This window comes from Porphyrobacter sp. MBR-49 (genome assembly GCF_053628655.1).
The window spans coordinates 254,073-275,818 of sequence record NZ_JBRJGU010000001.1 but is presented as its reverse complement, the minus strand read 5'-3'; the positions used below and the strand labels follow the sequence as shown (position 1 = coordinate 275,818).

Genomic DNA, 21,746 nt, shown 5'->3' with positions numbered 1-21,746 from the left:
GACTTGTCCCAACGCCCGGATTGCGCCTAAACCCGCGCGCATGACCGCCAGCTATCCCAACACTCGATTGCGCCGCACCCGCGCCCACGCATGGAGCCGCGCGCTTCACCGCGAATCGATCCTCACCCCCGCCGACCTGATCTGGCCGCTGTTCGTGACTTCGGGAACAGGGGTGGAGGAGCCGGTTGCCAGCCTGCCCGGCGTATCGCGCTGGTCGGTCGATGGGATCGTGGCGCGCGCGAAAGAGGCGGCGGCGCTCGGCATTCCGGTGGTGGCGCTGTTTCCCAATACGCCGCATGATCTGCGCAGCGATGACGGGGCCGAAGCGCATAATCCCGATAACCTGATGTGCCAGGCGATCCGCGCGATCAAGGATGCCTGCGGGGATGATATCGGCGTGCTGACCGACGTGGCGCTCGATCCCTATACCGCCCACGGGCAGGATGGGCTGGTCGATGCGGCGGGCTATGTCGTGAACGACGATACGGTGGCCGCGCTGGTCGATCAGGCGATCAATCAGGCCAATGCGGGCGCGGACATCATCGCCCCGTCCGACATGATGGACGGCCGCATCCGTGCGATCCGCATGGCGCTGGAAATGAACGGGCACGCCAACGTGCAGATCATGTCCTACGCCGCCAAATATGCCAGCGCGTTCTACGGCCCGTTCCGCGATGCGGTGGGCAGCGGCGGATTGCTCAAAGGTGACAAGAAAACCTACCAGATGGACCCGGCCAACGGCGACGAGGCGCTGCGCGAGGTGGCGATGGACATTGCCGAGGGCGCGGATTCGGTGATGGTCAAGCCCGGCCTCGCCTATCTCGACATCGTGCGCCGAGTGAAGGAGCGATTCGATGTGCCGGTGTTCGCCTATCAGGTGAGCGGCGAATACGCGATGATTGAGGCTGCGGCACGGGCCGGAGCGGGGAATCGCGATGCGCTGGTGCTGGAAACCCTGATCGCGTTCAAACGCGCCGGTGCAAGCGGCATCCTGACCTACCACGCCGCCCACGCCGCCCGCCTGCTGAATGGCTGACATGGCCGGGTTCCGCTGCGAAACCGAACGGCTGATCCTGCGCGACTGGCGCGAGGCGGATTGGCCCACGTTCTGGCAGGCGACCAACACCCCGGCGGTGATGCGCTGGCTGGGCGGGGTGGCGGATGATGCGGCGCGGGCCGCTGCGCAAGAACGCCTGCTCGGCTATCAGCGCGATCATCGCCACACCTTCTGGGTGGTGGAACGCAAGAGCGACGCCGCGCTGCTCGGCTTTTGCGGGTTGAAGCGTTCCAATCAGGCTGGCGGGCCGCAGGGGATGATGGAAGTCGGCTGGCGGCTGCGTGAGGATGCCTGGGGGCAAGGCTACGCCAAAGAGGCTGCCGCCGCCGCGCTGGCCCTTGCGTTTGATCGCTTCGCTGCGGATGAGGTGATCGCGCTGACGGTGCAGGGCAATACCGCCAGTTGGGGTCTGATGCTGCGTCTGGGGATGGAACGGCGCGCGGATCTCGATTTTGACAGCGGCGATTTCGATCCCGAAAATCCGGTCATTATTGTCCATTCAATCACCCGCGCGGTCTGGCAAGCGGGATGATGGCTGCGGTGCTGACGACTCCCCGGCTGGCGCTGCGCGCAATCGCTGTTGACGACCTCGACCCGCACATGGCGTTGCTCAACACGCCTGCGGTGATGCAGTATCTGGGCGGCGTGCAGACGCGCGAGGTTATCGCGGCCAAGCACGCCGCATCGCGGGCCAGTTTTGCCGCCGAAGGGTTCGGCTTCATGATGATGGAGGAGCGGGCGACCGGCGACATTGTCGGCCATTGCGGGTTGCGCCGCGTCGCCCACCCGCTCGCCCCCAACCCGCACGACTTCGAAATCGGCTGGCTGGTGCGTGAAGATCGCTGGCGGCGCGGCTATGCTCTGGAAGCGATGCACGCGGTGGTCGATTGGGGCTTTGGCGTTATTGGTGCGCCGCAGATCGTCGCCTTGACCTGCGCGGCCAATGTGGGAAGCTGGCGATTGATGGAAAAGCTTGGGATGGAACGGCGCGAAGACCTCGATTTTGCCGATCCGGGTGAGCCTGAACCGATTATCCAGTATGCAATCACGCGAGCGCAATGGGAGGCGCACAGACTATGACTTATCGGCCCCCCGAACGACCGGGCGTCACCATCATCCCGATCCACGGCAAGACCCCGCGCATCCACGATACCGCTTTTATCGCGCCCGGTTGCACGATCATCGGCGATGTCGAAATCGGGGCGGGATCGTCGATCTGGTATAATTGCGTGCTGCGCGCCGATGTCAGCCGGATCGTGATTGGTGAACGCAGCAATGTGCAGGATGGATCGGTGCTCCACTGCGACCCGCCGCGCCCGGGCGATCCGGAGGGATCACCGTTGATCATCGGTGACGATGTGCTGATCGGCCACATGGCGATGGTGCACGGCTGCACGATCGAAAGCCGCGGGTTCGTTGGCCTTGGCGCGATTGCGATGAACAAGGCGGTGATCGGTGCGGACGCGATGCTGGCAGCGGGCGCGATGCTGACCGAAGGCAAGGTGATGGCCCCGCGTGAGCTGTGGGGCGGCCGCCCGGCGCGCAAGATGCGCGATCTGGATGAAGCGGCGATCATGGGAATGCGGATCGGCACCGCTCATTACGCCGAAAATGCAAAACACCACGCCAAAGCGGTGGCGGCGGCGCTGACGTAAGCGGGGATCATGGCGCGGCCCAAGCCCGATTTCCCGCCCGCCGCGGCGCTGTTGGCGCTGGCCGATGATCGGCGGCGATTGGCGTTGAGGGTTACGCCGGGCGCGCGCAGCGAACAGATTGCGCTGGGCGATGGCGCGGTGCTGATCAAGGTTCGGGCCAAGGCGCATGATGGTGAGGCCAACGCTGCGGTGCTGGCGATGTTGGCGCGTGCGCTGGGCATCCCCCCGTCAAAACTGCACCTGCTGCGCGGCGCGACCGGGCGCGATAAGCTAGTGCAGATCGACGCTTGATATCAGCGCGCTGGTATTAACGCTCTGGCCCGCTCCACGCGCCCGGTTTTGCACCCGCATCGCGCAGCCGCAGCGCAAGCCCCAGCACCACCCCGACCCCGATGGCAATGGTAAGATCAGCCACCACGGTCAGCACCATGGTCAGCACCAGCAACCCGCGTTCGGCCAGCGGCGTTGCCCAATATCCGCGCCACTTGTGCGGCTCGCTCATGTTCCACGCGGTGATCAGCAGCAGCGCGGCCAGCGCGGGCATCACCAGATAACCCGCCAGCGGGGCGGCCACCACCATGATGATCAGGATGATGATGGCGTGCAGCACGCCCGCAACCGGGGTCTTGCCCCCGGCGCGCACGTTGGTGGCGGTGCGCGCAATCGCTCCGGTGGCGGGCATCCCGCCGAACAGGCCGGAACCCAGATTGGCCCAGCCTTGCGCGGAAACCTCGGCATTGGGGCGATGCCGCCCGCCCATCATGCGATCCGCCACCGTCGCCGAAAGCAGCGATTCAATCGCGGCGAGGAACGCGATCACCATTGCCGATGGCAGTAGCTCGATCAGCCGCGCCGCACTGATATCGGGCAGGCTGGGGAACGGCAGGCCGCTGGGTAATGCACCATAACGCGATCCGATGCTATCGACCGGCCACTGCGCCAGCGCCGCGATTGCAGAAATCGCCGCGATGGCGACGATCAGGCCGGGCAGGCGCGGGAACTTCCAGCGCAGCACAATAATCAACCCCAACGCCCCCGCACCGGCGGCCAGCGCATAGGGGTTCAACAGTCCGCGCGCCGCCCACAGGGCAGGAATTTTTTCGAGGAAATCGGCGGGTATCGCAGTCAGGCCAAGGCCAAAGAAATCGTTGATCTGGCTGGCGGCGATGATGATCGCGATACCGATGGTGAAGCCGTTGATCACCGCTTCGGGCACATAGGCGATCAGATTGCCAATCCGCAGCCAGCCCGCCGCGATCAGGATAATGCCCGCCATCATCGTGGCCAGCACCAGCCCATCATACCCATGTTCGGCAATCACCCCGAACACCACCACGATGAACGCGCCGGTCGGCCCGCCAATCTGCACCCGGCTGCCGCCCAGCAGCGAAATCAGCAGCCCGCCGATGACAGCGGTAATCAGCCCCTTGGCCGGATCAGCGCCCGATGCGATCGCGATGGCGATGCTGAGCGGCAGCGCGACCATCGCGACAGTCACGCCCGCGATCAGATCGGCGAGGAACAACGAAGGGCTGTATTCCTTCATTGTGGTCAGAATTTTCGGTTGCATGAACGCAGCCGCTACGCCGTGATTGGCGACGACGCAATCCAAGAGGTGGGGAAATGGCGCTGCGCCCAGAAGTTGCGCGGCGCGACTTGTGCGCCGAACACCAGCCTGCGCCATATTCATTGCAATGCCATATGTTTGCGGTAAATCCACCGCACGGCGCGCTGGTTATCAGTCGCGCCAACAAGGAACCGCTTTTATGAAGTTCATTCCGCTGGCCGCGCTCGGCCTTGCTGCCGCTGCCCTGACCGCCCCGGCCTTCGCCGCTGAAGATGATGCGGCCACCACCACTGCTGCTGCTGCTGCGTTCACGGTCGATATGCCGATCGAAGCGCTGATGGCTGATGAGCGCGCCAAGGCGGCGGTGCTCACGACCTTGCCCGATCTCGATCAGCATCCGGCCTATGAACAGTTCAAGGCGATGAGCCTGACCGCGGTCGCGCCGTTCTCGCAAGGGATGATTACCGAGGAAGTGCTGGCGAAAATCGCCGCTGACCTCGCCGCCATTCAGTAAGCCGACTGCTGCCCCCCCCTTTTCTTTTTCAAAGAAGGGAGGCGGTTGTGCGGTCGGGCCTCAGCCCTCTCCCGCCTCAGACGCGGGCTTTTTCGCGGGGGCCTTTTTCTTCTCAGCGGGCTTTCTGACTGCTTTCACCTTCGGCGGGGCCGGGGTGATTTCAAAGGTCGGCTTGCCGTCCTTGACGCTGACCTGCACCTCACCGCCGTCTGACAGCTTGCCGAACAGCAGTTCTTCGGCGAGCGGTTGTTTGATCTTGTCCTGGATCAACCGGCTCATCGGGCGGGCGCCGTACAGCTTGTCATAGCCCTTGTCGCCCAGCCAGCTGCGCGCTTCGCTATCAAACTGGATGTGGACGTTCTGTTCGGCCAGCTGCAATTCCAGCTCGAGGATGAACTTGTCCACCACTCGCGCCACGGTTGACCGGCCAAGGTAGGCAAACGGCACAATCGCATCAAGCCGGTTGCGGAATTCAGGCGTGAACATCTTGTTCACCGCCTCGGTTCCGGCGTCTTCTTTCGACACGTCGCCGAACCCGATCCCGCTGCGCGCCATGTCGGACGCGCCGGCGTTGGTGGTCATGATCAGCACGACATTGCGGAAATCCACGGTCTTGCCGTGATGATCGGTCAGGCGGCCATTATCCATCACCTGCAACAGGATGTTGAACAGATCGGGGTGCGCTTTTTCGATTTCGTCGAGCAGCAGCACGCAATGCGGGTTCTGGTCGATCGCATCGGTCAAAAGGCCGCCCTGATCATAACCGACATAGCCCGGAGGCGCGCCGATCAGGCGGGAAACGCTATGGCGTTCCATATATTCGGACATATCGAAGCGTTTCAGCTCGATCCCCATGATGCTGGCAAGCTGACGCGCAACTTCGGTCTTGCCCACCCCGGTGGGGCCGGAAAACAGGAAGCTGCCAATCGGCTTGTCCGGATCGCGCAGCCCTGCGCGGCTCAGCTTCATCGCGGTCGACAGCCGCTTGATCGCTTCGTCCTGCCCGAACACCACGTGTTTCAGATCGCGTTCGAGGTTTTCGAGCGCTTTCTTGTCGTCCTTGCTCACCGATTTGGGCGGGATGCGCGCCATGGTCGCGATCACCGCTTCGATTTCCTTGGCGGTGATGGTCTTCTTGCGGCGGCTGGGGGGCACCAGCATCTGCATCGCGCCGACTTCATCGATCACGTCGATCGCCTTGTCGGGCAATTTGCGGTCATTGATGTAGCGTGCTGACAGTTCCACCGCGGTCTTGATCGCGTCGGGGGTGTATTTCACCTTGTGGTGTTCTTCGAAGGCGCTGCGAAGGCCTTTCAGAATCTTGATCGTATCCTCAACCGTCGGCTCGTTCACGTCGATCTTCTGGAACCGGCGCAGCAGCGCGCGATCCTTTTCGAAGTGGTTGCGAAACTCCTTGTAGGTGGTCGATCCGATGCAGCGGATTGCGCCGCTCGACAATGCAGGCTTCAACAGGTTGGACGCATCCATCGCCCCGCCGCTGGTCGCCCCTGCGCCGATCACGGTGTGAATCTCGTCAATGAACAACACCGCGTGCGGCATCGCTTCCAGTTCGTTGACGACCTGTTTCAGCCGTTCCTCGAAATCGCCGCGATAACGCGTGCCCGCCAGCAATGCGCCCATGTCGAGCGAGTAGATCACCGCTTCGTTCAGCACTTCGGGCACGTCGCCTTCAACGATCTTGCGCGCCAGCCCTTCGGCAATCGCGGTTTTGCCGACGCCGGGATCGCCGACATAGAGCGGGTTGTTCTTTGACCGGCGGCAGAGAATCTGGATCGTGCGGTCAACCTCCGGCCCGCGCCCGATCAGCGGATCGATCTTGCCGGCCTCAGCCCGCGCGTTGAGGTTGACGGTGAACTGGTCGAGCGCGGTTTCTTTCTTGTTGCCGCCTTCTTTTGTCTGCGCCGGTTCGTCGGGCTTGTCAGTGCCCTGCGCGGTCTTGGGTTCGATCTGGCGGCCACCCTTGCCGATGCCGTGGCTGATATAGCTGACCGCATCCAGCCGGCTCATATCCTGCTGCTGGAGGAAATAGACCGCATAGCTATCGCGTTCGGAAAATAGCGCGACCAGCACGTTGGCACCCGTGACGGTATCCTTGCCCGAAGATTGCACGTGCAGGATCGCGCGCTGGATCACCCGCTGGAACCCGGCAGTGGGCTGCGGATCGGCCCCATCTTCTGTTTTAAGCGACTGATATTCCTGATCAAGATACTGCTTCACCACTTCACCCAGCTCGGCCAGATCGACCCCGCAGGCGGCCATCACCTGGGCGGCATCCTCATCATCGATCAACGCCAGCAGCAGGTGTTCGAGCGTGGCATATTCGTGCCGCCGGTCAGACGCATTGCCGAGCGCGTTGTGCAGCGTGCGTTCAAGGTTCTGGGCGAAGCTGGGCATGGGAGCGGCCTTTTTCAGCGGGCGGTAAGTGCTCGTGGCGAACGAGCGGGGAAAGCCATTTGCGCATCATATGGGATCGCGCGATAAAATTGCGAATCCGTTACCATCAAGGCGAGGGAGGGCGCGCGGCAGATCATCCGCCGCCCTTTGCGAACAGCGCATCGGCGGCGGCGCGGTGCGCGGCGGCTTTGTCGCGGTGGGCGATCACGCGCGCTATTTCCGCTTCGAGCTGCGCGATACGGGTCGCCAATTCAGCCTGGGAATAGGGCGCAAGATCCTCCGCCGCGAGGCGGGCGGCCGCGTCTCCTTTGGGTCTTGGCAGATCGGGTTCTTCCATCAGGATGCAGCATCGCAAGCCAAGCGGGTTGCTGTCAATCCGAGACACGGTTATTGGCGCGCATCAAGTGGTTAACGAAGCTGGATCAGGGGGATTTTGGTAATGATCGCAGGCAATGGCGCGGAACTGCCCGAAAACATGGCTGCGATCGGGTTCGATGCGCCCGGCGGGCCGGATGTGCTGCGGATCGAAACCGCCCCCCTGCCGCGCCTGCGCCCCAATGATGTGCTGATCCGGGTCGCCTATGCCGGGGTCAACCGCCCCGATTGCCTGCAACGCGCCGGTGCCTATCCGCCGCCGCCGGGGGCATCGCCGCTGCTGGGGCTTGAGGTCGCGGGCGAAGTGGTGGCGGTCGGCTCCGAAGCTCCGCGCGAAATGATCGGGCAATATGTCGCCGCGTTGACGCCGGGCGGGGGCTACGCCGAATATTGCGCCGCGCATTGGCAGCACTGCCTGCCCGTGCCTGAAGGGATGCTGCTGGCCGAAGCCGCGGCGCTGCCCGAAACGCTGTTCACCGTGTGGCACAACCTGTTTGAACGCGGGCTGGCGCGCGATGGTGAGCGGGTGCTGGTGCATGGCGGCACTTCGGGCATCGGGACAATGGCGATCATGCTGGCCAAGGCGTTCGGCATGGAGGTGATCGTGACCTGCGGCGATGAAGCCAAATGCGCCGCCGCCCGCCGGATCGGGGCCGACCTCGCGATCAATTACCGCGAGACGGATTTTGTCGAGGCCATCGCCGCGCATACGGGGGGCAAGGGCGTCAACATCGTGCTCGACATGGTGTCGGGCGATTATGTCGCGCGCAACCTCAAATGCCTCACCGAAGACGGCCGCCACGTTACCATCGCGCTGCTGGGCGGGGCCAAGGCCGATCTCAATATGGCGACGGTGATGATGCGGCGGCTGACGCTGACCGGATCGACGCTGCGCCCGCGTTCCGACGCTTTCAAAGCCGCGCTGGCGGATGAAATCGCCGACAATGCCTGGCCGCTGTTCGCGAGCGGAGAGCTTTCTCCGGTAATGGACATGACCTTCCCCCTCGCCGAAGCCGCCGCCGCCCATGCGCGGATGGAAGCAGGCGCGCATATCGGCAAGATCGTGCTGGAAGTGGCCAAGGGCACGGACAATGGCTGAGGCGCTGACCCTCCACGAAGACCCGCGCAGCGGGAACTGCTACAAGATCAAGCTGACCGCCGCGCTGCTCGGCCTGCCGCTGGAAACGCGCGCCTATGATATCATGAAGGGCGAAACCCGGACGCCCGAATTTCTTGCCCGCGTCAACGCCAATGGGCGCATCCCGGTGCTTGAGATCGGCGCGGGTGCGCAGGCGCGTTTCCTGCCCGAAAGCAACGCCGCCTGCTGGTATCTTGCGCATGGCAGTGCCCTGATCCCGGCAGACCGCTTTGCGCAGGCTGACGTGCTGCGCTGGATGTTCTTTGAACAGTATAATCACGAACCCAACATCGCGACGCTGCGGTTCTGGCTGCGCTTTGTGGGCGAGAAGAACCTTACCGCCGAACAGCGCGCGCAGGTGATGGCGAAGCGGATGGCGGGCTGTGCTGCGCTCGATCTGATGAACCGCCATCTGACGGATCACACCTTCTTCTGCGGCCCCACGGTGACGCTCGCCGATATTGCGCTGTTCGCTTATACCCATGTCGCGGAAGAAGGCGGTTTCGGTCTTGGCGATTATCCGCATATCCTCGCCTGGATTGCGCGGATCGAGGCGCTGCCTGGCTTTATCGCGATGGATTGACTGGGGTTTGACTCCAAACCGTCACGCGTCTGCGCGACGCTTGTAACATTCCGCTGTTATGTCCGCGTCTGAACACGACGTGACACGCAGGGAATTACCATGACCGGTGCCGATCTGTCCGATCTGATCAGCGACAACATTACCAGCCTGCCGCTGTCCGCTCCGCGCACGCCGGAACCCGCCAATGGCGAGCGGCGCAGCTTCCGCACCATCTGGATCAGCGACGTGCATCTCGGCACCAAGGGCTGCAATGCCGATATGCTGATCGACTTCCTCGACAATACCGACAGCGATCTGATGTATCTGGTCGGCGACATCATCGATGGCTGGCGGCTGAAGAAAAAATTCTACTGGCCCGCTGCGCATAATGACATCGTCTGGCGCATTCTGAAACGGGCCAAGCGCGATACCCGCATCATCTACATCCCCGGCAATCATGACGAAATGTTCCGGCAGTTCACCGGGTTGAACTTTGGCGGGATCGAAATTCGCCGCGCCGCCTTTCACGATACCGCCGATGGGCGGCGGCTGATGGTGCTGCACGGCGATGAATTCGATGCGGTGATGCTATCGCACCGCTGGCTCGCGTTCGTTGGTGATAATGCCTACCACCTGATGATGAGGCTGAATGTCGCGGTCAACGCGGTGCGGCGCTGGCTGGGCAAGCCCTATTGGTCGCTGTCCAAAGCGGCCAAGCACAAGGTCAAGAACGCGGTCGAGTTCATCGGCAAATACGAAGAAGTCGTCGCCCGCGCCGCCGGGGAACGCGGGGTTGACGGGGTCGTGTGCGGCCATATCCACACCGCCGAATTTCGCACGTTCGATCACGATGGCCGCCAGATCGAATACTGGAATGATGGCGATTGGGTGGAAGGCTGCAACGCGCTGGTCGAACATCACGATGGACGGATGGAAATCCTCCACTGGCCTGATGAGATCAAACGCCGCGAGGCCGAGCAGGTTCCGGCCGCGCCCGCCGATCCGGCCCGTGCGACGCGCGAGGCGGCGTGAACCGGTTGACCACCATCACCCCTGATACCGCGGCCCTCGCCCCGGCCCCGGCCACACCCGCTTCGATCGCGATTATCACTGATGCGTGGCACCCGCAGACCAACGGGGTGGTGCGCACCTTGTCGACCACTTGCGATGTGCTGCGCCGCTGGGGGCATCAGGTGACGGTGATCTCGCCCGAAGGCTACCCTTCGATGCCTGCGCCGACCTATCCCGAAATCCGGCTGGCGCTGACCGCGCCCGGCGCGGTGGGGCGGCAATTGGCGAAAATCGCGCCTGATGCGGTGCATATCGCCACCGAAGGGCCATTGGGCTTTGCCGCGCGGCGATATTGCGTCCGCCGCAAGGTGCCGTTCACCACCGCTTACCACACCCAGTTTCCCGATTACCTTGCACGCCGCACTGGCCTGCCCGCGCGCTTTTTCTGGCCCTATATCCGCTGGTTCCACCGTCCGGCGGAAACGATCATGGTGGCGACCGAGACGATCCGCGCGCAGCTGCGCGAACAGGGGTTGACCCAGCTTACCCATTGGAGCCGGGGGGTTGATCTCGCCTGCTTTTCCCCCACCGCGCCGCCGCCGCCTGAATATGCCGGTCTGGAAGGCCCGATCCTGCTCTATGTCGGGCGGGTCGCGGTGGAAAAGAACATCGAAGCCTTCCTCGCCTGCGATTACCCCGGCACCAAGGTGGTGGTCGGCGATGGTCCGGCGCGCGGCGCGTTGGCGGCGAAGTTTCCCGATGCGCTGTTTCTGGGCAAGCGCATGGGCGCGGAGCTCGCGGGTTGTTATGCCGGGGCCGACGTGTTCGTGTTCCCCAGCCGCACCGATACATTCGGCCTCGTGATGATCGAGGCGCTGGCCTGCGGAACCCCGGTTGCGGCTTTCCCGGTGCCCGGCCCGATTGATATCGTCACCGACGCGGTTGGTGCGCTTTCCGAAGACCTGACCCGCGCGATTGACGCGGCGCGCTATTGCGACGGAACCGAATGCGCTGCCTATGCGGCGGGCTTCAGCTGGGAGGCGGCGACACGCCAGTTTTTGGCGGGACTGGCGGCGTTGAAGGAAGAACACACCGTCTCGCTTGCAGCCGCACCTGCGTTCTGAATCAAGGTTTGCTTGCCGTCGGCGGAGGCTTGGCCTATAAGGGCTAGCAATGTGGCCGCTCCGAAAGGGGCGGCCCTTCTATTTTCAACGGAGATTCCCCCATGGCCATCAAGGATCAGCCCAAGCCGCTGATGCCGCACGCCACCGCAACCTGGCTGGTGGACAACACCGCGCTGTCATTCGAACAGATCGCCGAATTCTGCGGGATACACATCCTAGAAGTCCAGGCGATGGCCGATGATCTGGCGGGCAGCAAATATACCGGTCGCGATCCGCTGCACTCGGGCGAGCTTACGCAGGGCGAGATTGAGCTGGGTCAGGCTGACCCGACCTATTCGCTCAAGATGCACAAGGCCCCGGCCGAAGCGACCCGCACCAAGGGCCCGCGTTATACCCCGGTGTCCCGGCGGCAGGACAAGCCCGATGGCATCGCGTGGATCCTGCGCAGCCATCCCGAAGTGTCGGATGCGCAGATCGGCAAGCTGATCGGCACCACCCGCAACACCATCGGCGCGATTCGCGACCGCAGCCACTGGAACATCCAGAACATCACGCCGAAAGACCCGGTGACGCTGGGCCTGTGTTCACAGCGTGAGCTTGATGCGATGGTGGCCAAGGCCGCCAAGCGCGCCGGGATCACCGAAGACGCCGATGCTCCGGTCAGGTCCGAGCGCAATGATCGCGAAAAGCTGATCGAAGAATTGCGCGCCGAACGCGATGCCAACGTCAAGGCTGCCGGTGCCGCCGCGCAGGAAGCCGAGGCGCAAAGCTGGCTCGCCGCCCGCCGCGCTGCCGAAGCCGCCGAAGAAAAGATCGACCCCGAAAGCGGGTTCATCCAGAACTGATCGGGCGTGCCGAGGTGCTGCACCAGCACCTCGGCAAAGCCACGCGCGAATTTGCATGAAAGCGACATTGCATCAGCGAGTTTCGCTTGTGCGCCAGCGTGATGTCAGTCACCATCGCTGCCATGACTGTCAATAACGCTGCCTATCACCACCCGACCCCGCCCGACACACAGTTTGCGGCGATCAGCCTGCCAGCGCTGTTTGAACGCACCACCGGGGAGGCCCCCGACGCGCCGTTCCTGCATTTCCTCGGGCGCACCTATTCCTATCGAGAAATTCGCGCAGAGGCGCAGTGCTTTGCTGCGGGGCTTCAGGCGATGGGGATTGCCAAGGGCGACCGGGTCGGCCTGTTCCTGCCCAATGTCCCGATCTACGCCGCCGCCTATTACGGGGCGATGATGGCGGGTGCGATTGTCGTCAATTTCTCGCCGCTCTATTCGGTTGAGGAGCTGAGCTGGCAGGTCGAAGACAGCGGCACGCGGGTGCTGGTGACGCTGGATGTGCCCGAACTTTATGGCACCGCAGCCAAGGTGCAGGCCGCATCCGGGCTGGAAATGCTGGTGGTCGGCAGCCTTGCCGATATGCTGCCCTGGGCGAAGGGCATCGCGTTCAAACTGCTCAAACGTAAACAAATCGCCGATGTCACCTATGGGCCGACCATTCGCCGCTGGAAGGATTGCGCGCCCGACACGCCTTTCACCCCCGTTTCGCTAGATCCGCACACCGATCTGGCGCTGCTGCAATATACCGGCGGCACCACCGGGCGGCCCAAGGGCGCAATGCTGGGGCACGATCAGCTCAGCATCAACGCGCAGCAGGTCGCCGCGATCAACCCGTTTGGCAATGCCCGCGCGGAGGTGTTCATGGGGGCGCTGCCGTTCTTTCATGTGTTCGCCAACACTGCGCTGCTCAACCACGCCGTCGCCACCGGCGCTTCGATCGCAATGGTGCCGCGGTTTGAAACGAAGCAGGTGCTGGAGACGATTGCGCGCTATCGCTGCACCGGTTTTCCCGGTGTGCCAACGATGTTTCAGGCGATGCTCGATCATCCCGATCTGGCGAAAACCGATCTTTCCAGCCTCAAAATCTGCATTTCCGGCGGCGCGCCGATGCCTGCGCCGGTGCATGTGCAGTTTGAAGAAGTCACCGGGGTGCGGCTGGTCGAAGGCTATGGCCTTACCGAAAGTTCGGGCGTGGTGTCGGCCAATCCTTATGAAGGCACGCGCAAACGCGGCACCATCGGGCAGTTGGTGCCCGGCACGCAAGTGATCCTGCTCGACAAGGGAGACCCGACCCGCCTCGCCCCCGATGGCGAGCCGGGCGAGCTCGCCGTGTGCGGCCCGCAGGTGATGCGCGGTTATTGGAACCGCCCTGAAAGCGACGGTGACACCTTTGTTGAACGTGATGGCAAACGCTATCTGCGCACCGGCGATGTCGCGCAGATCGACGCGGACGGGTTCCTCGCCATCGTTGACCGGATCAAGGATATGATCGCGGTTGGCGGGTTCAAGGTATTTCCCAGCGTGGTCGAGGACGTGATTGTCGAACATCCGGCGGTGAAAGAGGCGCTGGTGATCGGCGTTCCCGAAGAATATCACGGCGAAGTGCCCCGCGCCTATGTCACGCTACACGAGGCTGGCGGCGCGACGGGGGAGGAACTGCGCGCTTGGCTCAACGCCAAAATCGGCAAGCACGAACGGGTCGATCAGGTTGTGATTCGCGACAGCCTGCCCAAAACCATTATCGGCAAGCTCGACCGCAAAACCCTGCGCGCCGAGGTATTGTAGGCGGGCGGTTTATTCCGCCGCTTCGACACGCACCGATGGCACGGCCTTCACCGGCTGGCGCGCATTGGGGGCGAAGCGGCCATCGACCTGCGCGCCCTGTTCGATCGTCAGCGCATCGTAATGCACATCGCCTTCGATCTGCGCGCTTTTGAGGATCACCAGCTCACGCGCGGTGATCGATCCGTTGAGCTTGCCTGCCATCCGCGCGCTTTCTGCGGTCACTGCGCCGCTGATGCTGCTCGATTCGCCCTGCACCAGCGAGGCGCATTTGATGTCGCCTTCGATCGTGCCGTCGACGTGCAGATCGGCGGTGGCGTTGATATCGCCCTTGATCACCACATCCGCGCCGATCACCGAAAAGGTTGAACCCGAAGCCATCATGCTGCTCCTATTTGCGGGCCGTGGCGGCGGCGAGACGGTCCGGTCCGGCGCTGCGGGCTTCTTTGAGAACATCGGGGGCGGCCTCCAGAAACGGGCGCGGATTGACCGCGCGGTTATTGATGCGGACTTCGAAATGCAGATGCGGGCCGGTTGAACGGCCGGTGCTGCCCAGCCCGCCGATGGTGGCCCCGGCATCGACCTGCTGGCCAACCCGCGCATCGATACGCGACAAGTGCGCATAGCGGGTCATCATGCCATTGCCGTGGGTGATTTCCACCGCCTTGCCATAGCCTGATTTCCACCCGGCATGGGTCACGCGGCCATCGGCAGCGGCAAAGATCGGCGATCCTGTTACGCCCTTGAAATCGATTCCGGAATGCATCGCGCTGCGGCCATTGAACGGATCGCGGCGATAGCCAAAACCTGAGGTGATGTTCTCGACCGTGGCAGGCACGACCTGCGGGATGCCGTTCAACGCGCGTTCCAGCACCGCCATGCGCGTAAGGCTGAGGCCGAGCCGTTCAAAGCGCGGGTCGATAGCGCCGTCAGCGCCGCTCAAAGCTTCGAACGGGCCACCCATTGCTTGCAGTGTTTGGGTCTGGCGGCTCATCGCGCGCGGGTCGAGATTGAGTTTGCGCATCGCTGCTTCGGCGCGGCGGGCGCGGGCATCGGCGAAGCGGGTCAGGCGTTCGACAAAGGCGAGCTGGCGGGCTTCAACCTCGGCGAGGCCGCGCGCTTGCGGGATCAGTGCGCCGACTTTTTCGATGGTCTTGGCGGATTCGTCGGAAGAATCGGTGACGGTGCCGGTGGCATCGCCCTGGGCGATCATGTCCTCAGGCAGCATCTGCGCCATTTCTTCGAGGAATTGCTGGCGTTGCTCCAGCTCGCTCACCACCCGGCCAAGATCGCCGCCATAGGCGTCCAGCCGTTCGCTGGCGGTGGCGACGCGGGCCTTTTCTTCAGCGAAGGACGCGAGATCGGATTCGGCGCGGTATTGGCCCCAGCCCATCACGGCGAGCGCGATCAACCATCCCAGCGCCAGCGCCACTGCGCCCGCCGCGACGCGGATCTGCAATTTCGATGATAGCTTGATGAAGCGCACCTGCCCGTCGGCGCGCATGAAAAACTCACGGTCGGGGAACCACTGTCGCAGCCGCTCGCCCCACTTCTGCGCGGTAATCCTGTCTGACACTCCGACCCCGATTTTGTTTTGAACGCCCCGGTGTCAGCGCGCTAACAGCACCCTCGCACGCGGTCGAATCCCGCTGGCGACAAGGAGGTTGAAGCGAAGCGGAATCGCGGTGAATGGTTCAAGTCGGAGTCATCTTGCGTGAAGGCTGCCTGAACAGGTTGCAAATTTCGCATCATCACTGCCGTTGTTCCTGATTCGTGCCAACCTTGCAATGAAAGCCCCGATTTGCCCGCCCTCTTGCCGATGTCGGGCCTGACAATCGGCGATGCGGCTGCTAGACTCAGCGACATGACCCAGACAGCAACCCAATCGACTCACTCGAACGACACCGATCATGAAATACTCGTCACCGCGATGGCCCGTGCGGCGCGCAAAGCCCAGCGCCAGCTGGCGATGATGACCAGCGCGGCCCGCGCCGCTGCACTCCACCGCGCGGCTGAACGGCTTGAGGCTTCGGCGCCCGCCATTCTTGCTGCAAACGCAAGTGACCTTGCGGCAGGACAGGCGAACGGGCTGGCGCAAGCGATGCTTGACCGGCTGGCGCTGGACGAAACGCGGCTGGCGGGCATCGCGCAGGCGGTGCGCGCTGTGGCCGATCTGCCCGATCCGGTCGGCGAGGTGATTGATTCGGCTGAACGGCCCAATGGCCTGCGTCTCCAGCGCATCCGGGTGCCGATCGGCACCATCGGGATCATCTATGAAAGCCGCCCCAATGTCACCGCCGATGCCGCCGCGCTGTGCGTGCGCGCGGGCAATGCGGCGCTGCTGCGCGGGGGGAGCGAGGCGGTGCATTCCAACCGCGCGATCCACGCCGCACTGGTTGAAGGGCTGGTCGAAGGCGGCGTTCCGACCGAAGCGGTGCAACTGATCCCGACGCAAGACCGCGCCGCCGTGGGCGCGATGCTGGCCGCTGCGGGACTGATCGACATGATCGTGCCGCGCGGGGGCAAAAGCCTGGTCGCACGGGTGCAGGCCGATGCGCGTGTCCCGGTGCTCGCGCATTTGGATGGCATCTGCCACACCTATGTCCACGCCGCCGCTGATCCGGACATGGCGAGCGCGCTCGCGCTCAATGCCAAATTGCGCCGCACCGGCATTTGCGGGGCGATGGAGACGCTGCTGATCGATTCGGCCTTTCCCCATGCCGCCGCGCTGGTCGCCGCGTTGATCGCGGCGGGCTGCGAAGTGCGCGGTGATGAGCGTATCCGCGCGCTCGACAGCCGTGTGATCCCGGCCAGCGCGAATGATTGGGACACCGAATATCTCGATGCGATCCTGTCAGTTGCGATGGTAGATGGGCTGGACGCGGCGCTAGCGCACATCGCGCGCCATTCTTCGGGCCATACCGATGTTATCGTGACGGCCGATGATGCCGCCGCCGAACGCTTCCTTGCCGAAGTCGACAGCGCGATCGTGATGCACAACGCCTCATCCCAATTCGCCGATGGGGGCGAATTTGGCCTCGGCGCAGAGATCGGAATTGCCACAGGGCGGCTGCACGCGCGCGGGCCGGTCGCGCTGGAAGGGCTGACGACCTACAAATGGCAGGTGCGCGGGCAAGGCCAGGCGCGGCCATGAGCTTTCGGCCCTGACTTCATTGCGTTCGATCCCGATCCTGACCGGGCTGCTCGGCGGCAGCTTCAACCCCGCGCATGGCGGGCATCGCCGGGTCAGCCTGTTCGCGGCTGAGGCGCTGGGGCTGGACGCGGTGTGGTGGCTGGTGTCCCCCGGCAATCCGTTGAAGCCGAAAGCAGGCATGGCCCCGCTCGCCGCGCGGCTGCGATCAGCCAACCATCAGGCGCGCCGCGCACCGATTGTGCCGACCGCGATCGAACGTGAATTGGGCACCCGCTACACTGCCGACACGCTGGCAAAGCTCGTCCGGCGTTACCCCAAACGGCGGTTCATCTGGTTGATGGGGGCGGATAATCTCGCCCAGTTGCACCGCTGGAAAGACTGGCGGAGGATCGCGCGGACAATGCCGATTGCGGTGGTCGCCCGGCCCGGCTATGATGCAGCCGCCATGACGAGCCCCGCCATGGCCTGGCTCAGGCGCTATCGTGTGCCCGCTGCCAGTATTCGGAAACGGGGGCAATGGAGCGCACCGGTTCTGGTGTTATTGCGTTTTGATCCGGATCACCGCTCGGCCACGGCTTTTCGCCGCGCCAATGCGGGATGGGCTGAGGATATTCTCGGCACGGATTCGGAAAATGGGAAACGCAGAGCCCCGGTGCGTGATCGGCTGACATTTCGCAGCATCCGGTCAGAGGAGGAGGCATGAGACGCTGCTTAAGCGTTTCGGCTCCATCGTTTGTTCGTCTGCGTGCCGTTCGTTCCCATCGCCCTGATATCTGGAGATACCCGATTGCCGATTACCGAAGCCTTTGTCGCGTCCGTGCCGCCCGGTGCGGTTCAAGCCGCTGCCACGGCAGCCCAAACGCTGGCGCGTTCTGACATGGACGCCGATGCGCTGCACCAATTGGTTCTGACCCAGCTTGATGATGATCAAGCGCAGGAAATCGTTTCGATCCCGCTCGCGGGGAAAAGCTCGATTGCCGATCACATGGTGATCGCCAGCGGGCGGTCGACCCGGCAGGTTGCTGCGATGGCGCAGAAACTGGCTGAAGAGATCAAGAAAGCCGGGTTCGGCCATGCGCGGATCGAAGGTCTGCCCGCCGCCGACTGGGTGCTGATCGATGCGGGCGACGTGGTGGTGCACCTGTTCCGCCCCGAAGTGCGCAGCTTTTACAATCTTGAACGGATGTGGTCGTTCGAGGGATCGGACACGGCGGCGACCGGGCGCGTCTGACCAGAGTGATTGAGTGCTGGTTCGGCTTGCGCAGCAAGCCGCAAGGCCGACCGGCCGCCCGCAGCGATGCGACCTTCAGGTCGCGTGAGCGAGGATAGCCAAGCGCGCGGACGCGCGCGCCGGCGCTTGAGGCCAAACAAAAAATGCTCCTCCACATCATCGCGCGCGGGAAAATTGGTCGGTCGCCCGAGGGCGATCTGGTTGATCGTTATGCCAAACGCCTGACGTGGCCGGTCAAGCTGACCGAATGGCCCGATACCGGCGCGGGCAAGCTGGCCGATCCGCTTAATCCCTGCCGCACGGTGCTGCTCGACGAACGGGGCAAGGCGATGACGTCAGAGGATTTTGCCGCCTTGCTGGGCCGCTGGCGCGATGATGGTGTGCGCGAAACCCGGTTTATGCTGGGCGCGGCGGATGGCCATTCGGACGATGAGCGCGCTTCTGCCGATCTGCTGCTCGCCTTCGGCCCTGCCACCTGGCCGCATATGCTGGCGCGCGCGATGCTGATGGAGCAGCTTTACCGCGCCACCACCATCCTTGCCGGACACCCCTATCATCGGGCAGGATAGGACAATGAACCGCTCTGCGCTGCTTGCCCTGTGCACCGCCGCCACTTGCGCCGCGCTGCTTGCGATGCTGCCAGCCACCCGCGCGCAAACCGCCGTGCAGCTGATCGCGCCCGATGAGGCCGAGGCCGCGCTGACCCGCGCCACCCGCGAAAGCCGCCTTGCCGAAGCCCGCGCCGCCCGCCTTTCGCGTGAGGCCGAAGCCGCCACCGAAGCCGTGCAGCGCACCGCCAACGAAGCCGCCGCGCTCGCCGCGCGGATTCAGCAGGCCGAAGCCGATATCGAAGCCGCACGCGCGCGCTATTCGATCGCGCGGGCCGAGCGCGCCGATTTGACCGCAAGGCTGGCTGCAAAACAAGAACCGACCGCGCGCCTCACCGCTGCCTTGCAAACCGCAGCGCGCCGCCCGCTGGCGCTGTCGGCGCTGCAACCGGGGTCGCTCAAAGACGTGGTCTATGTGCGCGCGGTGCTCGATAGCGCGGTGCCGCAGATCCGCGCCCGCACCGCCGCGCTGCGTAGTGAGCTTGATCGCGGGCGCGCATTGGAAGCGCAGGCGGCGCGCTCGCTCGATCAGTTGCGCAGCAGCGAAGGGATGCTGCGGGAACGCCGCCAAAGCCTCGCCGCGGTTGAAAACCAGCAACGCATCGCCTCACGCAGTGCACGCGGCGCGGCCATGCGTGAGGCTGAGCGCGCGCTGGCGCTGGCCGAAGAAGCGCGCGATCTGGATGGATTGGTCGACAAGCTTGACGAAGTGGCGGCATTGCGGCGTGAACTCGCCGCGCTGCCGGGGCCGGTGCTGCGTCCGGCTGATCTCGCCGCGCCGCTCGCCCCGGAAGCCTTGGCTGCGCCCAATAATGCGCCCCCCTCTGCCGCCAGCGCCCCGCCGCCTGCGGATTTCCAGCTTCCGGTGCAGGGGCGCACGCTGATCGGGTTCGGCGCCAAGCGCGACAGTGGCATCGCCAGCACCGGATTAACGCTCGCCCCGGCCTCGGGGGCGCAAGTGGTCGCGCCGGGACGCGGGCGGGTGGCCTTTGCCGGCGAATATCGCGGGTTCGGACGAATCGTGATTATCGAACATGCTGGCGGCTGGACCAGCCTTGTCACCGGGCTTCAGCGGGTGAACGTGGCGGTGGGCGATAATGTCATCGGCGGCAGCCCGCTGGGCATGGCCGATGGCGCAGCGCAAGCGGTGACGATCGAATTGCGGCGGGACGGAGAGCCCGTTAACCCATTGCAATTACTGCGCTAATCATCCAAGGCTCAACCTCACGCCGCGATTTTGTGCACCGCCGGGACAGGTTGCAATCGTCCGCACAGCTCTCATCTGGCGTTAAGCTCGGCAAACCTATACATTACCGCCATAAAGGAGCCTTGCACCCCATATGAAAATCGCCGCCCTCCTGCGCAGCGCCGCACTTGTCACCGCTGTTGCGCTGATCCCCGCCACCACCGCCACCATGGCGCAGGTCGATGGCCGCGCCGGGCCTGAATTCGCCAAGCTGTTCGCGGTGTTTCAGCGGGTCAAGGCCAGCTATGTCGAGCCGGTTGAGGACGAGGTGCTGATCCGCGGCGCGATTGACGGAATGCTGGCCGCGCTCGATCCCCATTCGGCCTATCTCGATGGCAGCGATCTCCAGCGGCTGGAGACGATGATTGACGGGCAATATTCGGGCCTTGGCCTGTCGGTGGTGATGGAGGATGGCGCGGTCAAGGTGATCTCGCCGTTCCGTGGCAGTCCGGCGGACAGCGCCGGGGTCAAGGCGGGCGATTTCATCACCCATCTGGACGGCAGGCTGATTTACGGCGGAAATCTGGATGATGCGGTGGCGCAGATGCGCGGCCCTGCGGGCTCGGCAATCCGGTTGACGATTTTCCGCCCCGGCCGTGATGAGCCGCTGGAGGTGGATGTAACGCGCGGCGTGATCGCGCTCGAACCGGTCACGCATGAAGTCGCCGCCGGGAATATCGGCGTCATCAGCGTCAACGAATTTTCTGCCAATGTCGGCGCGGATGTGTTCGCGGCGTGGCAGGAAATTCTGAAAAAGGCCCCCGGTGGGCGGGTCAATGGTCTGGTGCTTGATCTGCGCAACAACCCGGGCGGCAGTCTGGATGAATCGGTGGCGCTGTCCGACCTGTTTCTCACCTCGGGCCGGATCGTCAGCCAGCGCGGGCGCGCGCGCGGTGAAACGATGCTGTATGATGCCGAAACCGTCTATCCCGGCGATATGGCCGAAGGCGTGCCGATGATCGTGCTGATCAATGCCGGGTCGGCATCGGCATCGGAAATTGTCGCAGGCGCATTGCAGGATCACCGCCGCGCGCTGATCATGGGCGAACGCAGCTTTGGCAAGGGATCGGTGCAATCGCTGCTGCCGCTCGGCAAGAATGCGGCTTTAAAGCTGACCACCGCGCGCTATTTCACCCCGGCGGGCAAATCGGTGCAGGAAGGCGGGATCAAGCCCGATATCGCGGTGCCGCAGCTGTCCGATCCCGACATGGCCTTGCGGGCCAAATACCAGACCCGCGAAAGCGACCTGCGCGGGCATCTGATCAACGAACTCGGCATCAAGGATGAAGAGATGGAGGCGGACAAGATCACCGATCCGCGCTTCAAATTGACCGCTGCCGAGCTGGAGGAGCAGGGAGTTAAGGACTTCCAGCTCGATTATGCGCTGAAAACTCTGCGCCGCACCACGCAGAGCACGGTGGCGCTGCGCCCGGCACCGCGCGCGGCCAAGCCTTAAGGCC

Annotated in this window: 23 protein-coding genes; 18 read left to right on the top strand and 5 right to left on the bottom strand. The window is 64.0% G+C overall.

Translation table 11 applies throughout. The features are described 5' to 3' along the window. Positions 1–40: 40 nt before the first annotated feature. Genes hemB through ACSSV3_RS01245 form a run of 5 tightly spaced genes read left to right on the top strand, consistent with a single transcriptional unit; the run spans position 41 to position 3,003 of the window. Positions 41–1,036, top strand: a complete 996-nt coding sequence (hemB, locus tag ACSSV3_RS01265; protein WP_354326049.1) for a porphobilinogen synthase — start codon at positions 41–43, stop codon at positions 1,034–1,036. A gap of 1 nt (position 1,037) precedes the next feature. Further along, on the top strand, positions 1,038–1,589 hold the full coding sequence (locus ACSSV3_RS01260) for a GNAT family N-acetyltransferase (protein WP_354326110.1): 552 nt from the start codon (positions 1,038–1,040) through the stop codon (positions 1,587–1,589). After that, positions 1,586–2,137, top strand: coding sequence for a GNAT family N-acetyltransferase (locus ACSSV3_RS01255; RefSeq protein WP_354326051.1), 552 nt, complete (start codon positions 1,586–1,588; stop codon positions 2,135–2,137). The genes ACSSV3_RS01260 and ACSSV3_RS01255 overlap by 4 nt, the downstream gene beginning before the upstream one ends. Continuing rightward, positions 2,134–2,712 carry a gamma carbonic anhydrase family protein gene (locus ACSSV3_RS01250; RefSeq protein ID WP_354326053.1) on the top strand — a complete coding sequence of 193 codons (579 nt, stop codon included), beginning with the start codon at positions 2,134–2,136 and terminating at the stop codon, positions 2,710–2,712. Before ACSSV3_RS01255 ends, ACSSV3_RS01250 begins: the two co-directional genes overlap by 4 nt. 9 nt (positions 2,713–2,721) lie before the next feature. Beyond that, positions 2,722–3,003, top strand: a complete 282-nt coding sequence (locus tag ACSSV3_RS01245; protein ID WP_354326054.1) for a DUF167 domain-containing protein — start codon at positions 2,722–2,724, stop codon at positions 3,001–3,003. A gap of 16 nt (positions 3,004–3,019) precedes the next feature. Here ACSSV3_RS01245 and ACSSV3_RS01240 read toward each other — a convergent pair whose 3' ends face one another. After that, the gene (locus ACSSV3_RS01240) at positions 3,020–4,282 is read right to left on the bottom strand and encodes a SulP family inorganic anion transporter (RefSeq protein WP_354326056.1); all 1,263 of its coding nucleotides are present in this window, start codon (positions 4,280–4,282) and stop codon (positions 3,020–3,022) included. A gap of 196 nt (positions 4,283–4,478) precedes the next feature. Between ACSSV3_RS01240 and ACSSV3_RS01235 the strand changes: the two genes are divergently transcribed. Further along, positions 4,479–4,793 carry a hypothetical protein gene (locus ACSSV3_RS01235; RefSeq protein WP_354326057.1) on the top strand — a complete coding sequence of 105 codons (315 nt, stop codon included), beginning with the start codon at positions 4,479–4,481 and terminating at the stop codon, positions 4,791–4,793. A 60-nt stretch (positions 4,794–4,853) separates the two neighbouring features. Here the strand turns inward: ACSSV3_RS01235 and clpA are convergent, their stop codons facing one another. After that, entirely contained in the window at positions 4,854–7,208 is a 2,355-nt protein-coding gene (gene clpA / locus ACSSV3_RS01230; RefSeq protein ID WP_354326059.1) for an ATP-dependent Clp protease ATP-binding subunit ClpA, read from the bottom strand. 133 nt (positions 7,209–7,341) lie between these two features. Further along, positions 7,342–7,545: a DUF1192 family protein gene (locus tag ACSSV3_RS01225; protein WP_354326061.1), complete on the bottom strand. Its 204-nt coding sequence runs from the start codon at positions 7,543–7,545 to the stop codon at positions 7,342–7,344. 102 nt (positions 7,546–7,647) lie between these two features. On the opposite strand from ACSSV3_RS01225, the gene ACSSV3_RS01220 reads away from it, so the two are divergent. The 6 genes from ACSSV3_RS01220 to ACSSV3_RS01195 all read left to right on the top strand — a co-directional run bounded on the left by ACSSV3_RS01220 (position 7,648) and on the right by ACSSV3_RS01195 (position 14,050). Continuing rightward, entirely contained in the window at positions 7,648–8,682 is a 1,035-nt protein-coding gene (locus ACSSV3_RS01220) for an NAD(P)H-quinone oxidoreductase (RefSeq protein ID WP_454184735.1), read from the top strand. Continuing rightward, complete coding sequence (locus tag ACSSV3_RS01215; protein WP_354326062.1) at positions 8,675–9,304, top strand: glutathione S-transferase family protein; 630 nt, start codon at positions 8,675–8,677, stop codon at positions 9,302–9,304. The genes ACSSV3_RS01220 and ACSSV3_RS01215 overlap by 8 nt, the downstream gene beginning before the upstream one ends. Before the next feature lie 99 nt (positions 9,305–9,403). Further along, positions 9,404–10,315 carry a UDP-2,3-diacylglucosamine diphosphatase gene (locus tag ACSSV3_RS01210; RefSeq protein WP_354326064.1) on the top strand — a complete coding sequence of 304 codons (912 nt, stop codon included), beginning with the start codon at positions 9,404–9,406 and terminating at the stop codon, positions 10,313–10,315. A gap of 5 nt (positions 10,316–10,320) precedes the next feature. Then, positions 10,321–11,418, top strand: a complete 1,098-nt coding sequence (locus ACSSV3_RS01205) for a glycosyltransferase family 4 protein (RefSeq protein WP_354326065.1) — start codon at positions 10,321–10,323, stop codon at positions 11,416–11,418. Between the two features lie 101 nt (positions 11,419–11,519). Then, positions 11,520–12,263: a DUF1013 domain-containing protein gene (locus ACSSV3_RS01200; RefSeq protein WP_354326066.1), complete on the top strand. Its 744-nt coding sequence runs from the start codon at positions 11,520–11,522 to the stop codon at positions 12,261–12,263. Between the two features lie 122 nt (positions 12,264–12,385). Continuing rightward, positions 12,386–14,050 (top strand): AMP-binding protein, encoded by a 1,665-nt coding sequence (locus tag ACSSV3_RS01195; RefSeq protein WP_354326068.1) that lies wholly within the window; start codon positions 12,386–12,388, stop codon positions 14,048–14,050. 9 nt (positions 14,051–14,059) lie between these two features. On the opposite strand, the gene ACSSV3_RS01190 is transcribed toward ACSSV3_RS01195, so the two are convergent. Further along, positions 14,060–14,428 carry a bactofilin family protein gene (locus ACSSV3_RS01190; RefSeq protein WP_354326113.1) on the bottom strand — a complete coding sequence of 123 codons (369 nt, stop codon included), beginning with the start codon at positions 14,426–14,428 and terminating at the stop codon, positions 14,060–14,062. Between the two features lie 10 nt (positions 14,429–14,438). Further along, the gene (locus ACSSV3_RS01185) at positions 14,439–15,623 is read right to left on the bottom strand and encodes a M23 family metallopeptidase (protein WP_354326070.1); all 1,185 of its coding nucleotides are present in this window, start codon (positions 15,621–15,623) and stop codon (positions 14,439–14,441) included. 288 nt (positions 15,624–15,911) lie between these two features. On the opposite strand from ACSSV3_RS01185, the gene ACSSV3_RS01180 reads away from it, so the two are divergent. The 6 genes from ACSSV3_RS01180 to ACSSV3_RS01155 all read left to right on the top strand — a co-directional run bounded on the left by ACSSV3_RS01180 (position 15,912) and on the right by ACSSV3_RS01155 (position 21,742). Further along, positions 15,912–17,201, top strand: coding sequence for a glutamate-5-semialdehyde dehydrogenase (locus ACSSV3_RS01180; RefSeq protein WP_354326115.1), 1,290 nt, complete (start codon positions 15,912–15,914; stop codon positions 17,199–17,201). A 19-nt stretch (positions 17,202–17,220) separates the two neighbouring features. Then, a complete protein-coding gene (locus tag ACSSV3_RS01175; protein WP_454184734.1) occupies positions 17,221–17,904 on the top strand; it encodes a nicotinate-nucleotide adenylyltransferase in 684 nt (227 codons plus the stop codon). Positions 17,905–18,078: 174 nt separating this feature from the next. Next, positions 18,079–18,432, top strand: a complete 354-nt coding sequence (rsfS, locus tag ACSSV3_RS01170) for a ribosome silencing factor (RefSeq protein WP_354326118.1) — start codon at positions 18,079–18,081, stop codon at positions 18,430–18,432. Positions 18,433–18,575: 143 nt separating this feature from the next. After that, positions 18,576–19,001 carry a 23S rRNA (pseudouridine(1915)-N(3))-methyltransferase RlmH gene (locus ACSSV3_RS01165; protein ID WP_354326072.1) on the top strand — a complete coding sequence of 142 codons (426 nt, stop codon included), beginning with the start codon at positions 18,576–18,578 and terminating at the stop codon, positions 18,999–19,001. Between the two features lie 4 nt (positions 19,002–19,005). After that, the gene (locus ACSSV3_RS01160; RefSeq protein ID WP_354326074.1) at positions 19,006–20,247 is read left to right on the top strand and encodes a murein hydrolase activator EnvC family protein; all 1,242 of its coding nucleotides are present in this window, start codon (positions 19,006–19,008) and stop codon (positions 20,245–20,247) included. A gap of 133 nt (positions 20,248–20,380) precedes the next feature. Beyond that, positions 20,381–21,742 (top strand): S41 family peptidase, encoded by a 1,362-nt coding sequence (locus tag ACSSV3_RS01155; RefSeq protein WP_354326076.1) that lies wholly within the window; start codon positions 20,381–20,383, stop codon positions 21,740–21,742. The last annotated feature ends 4 nt before the right edge of the window (positions 21,743–21,746 follow it).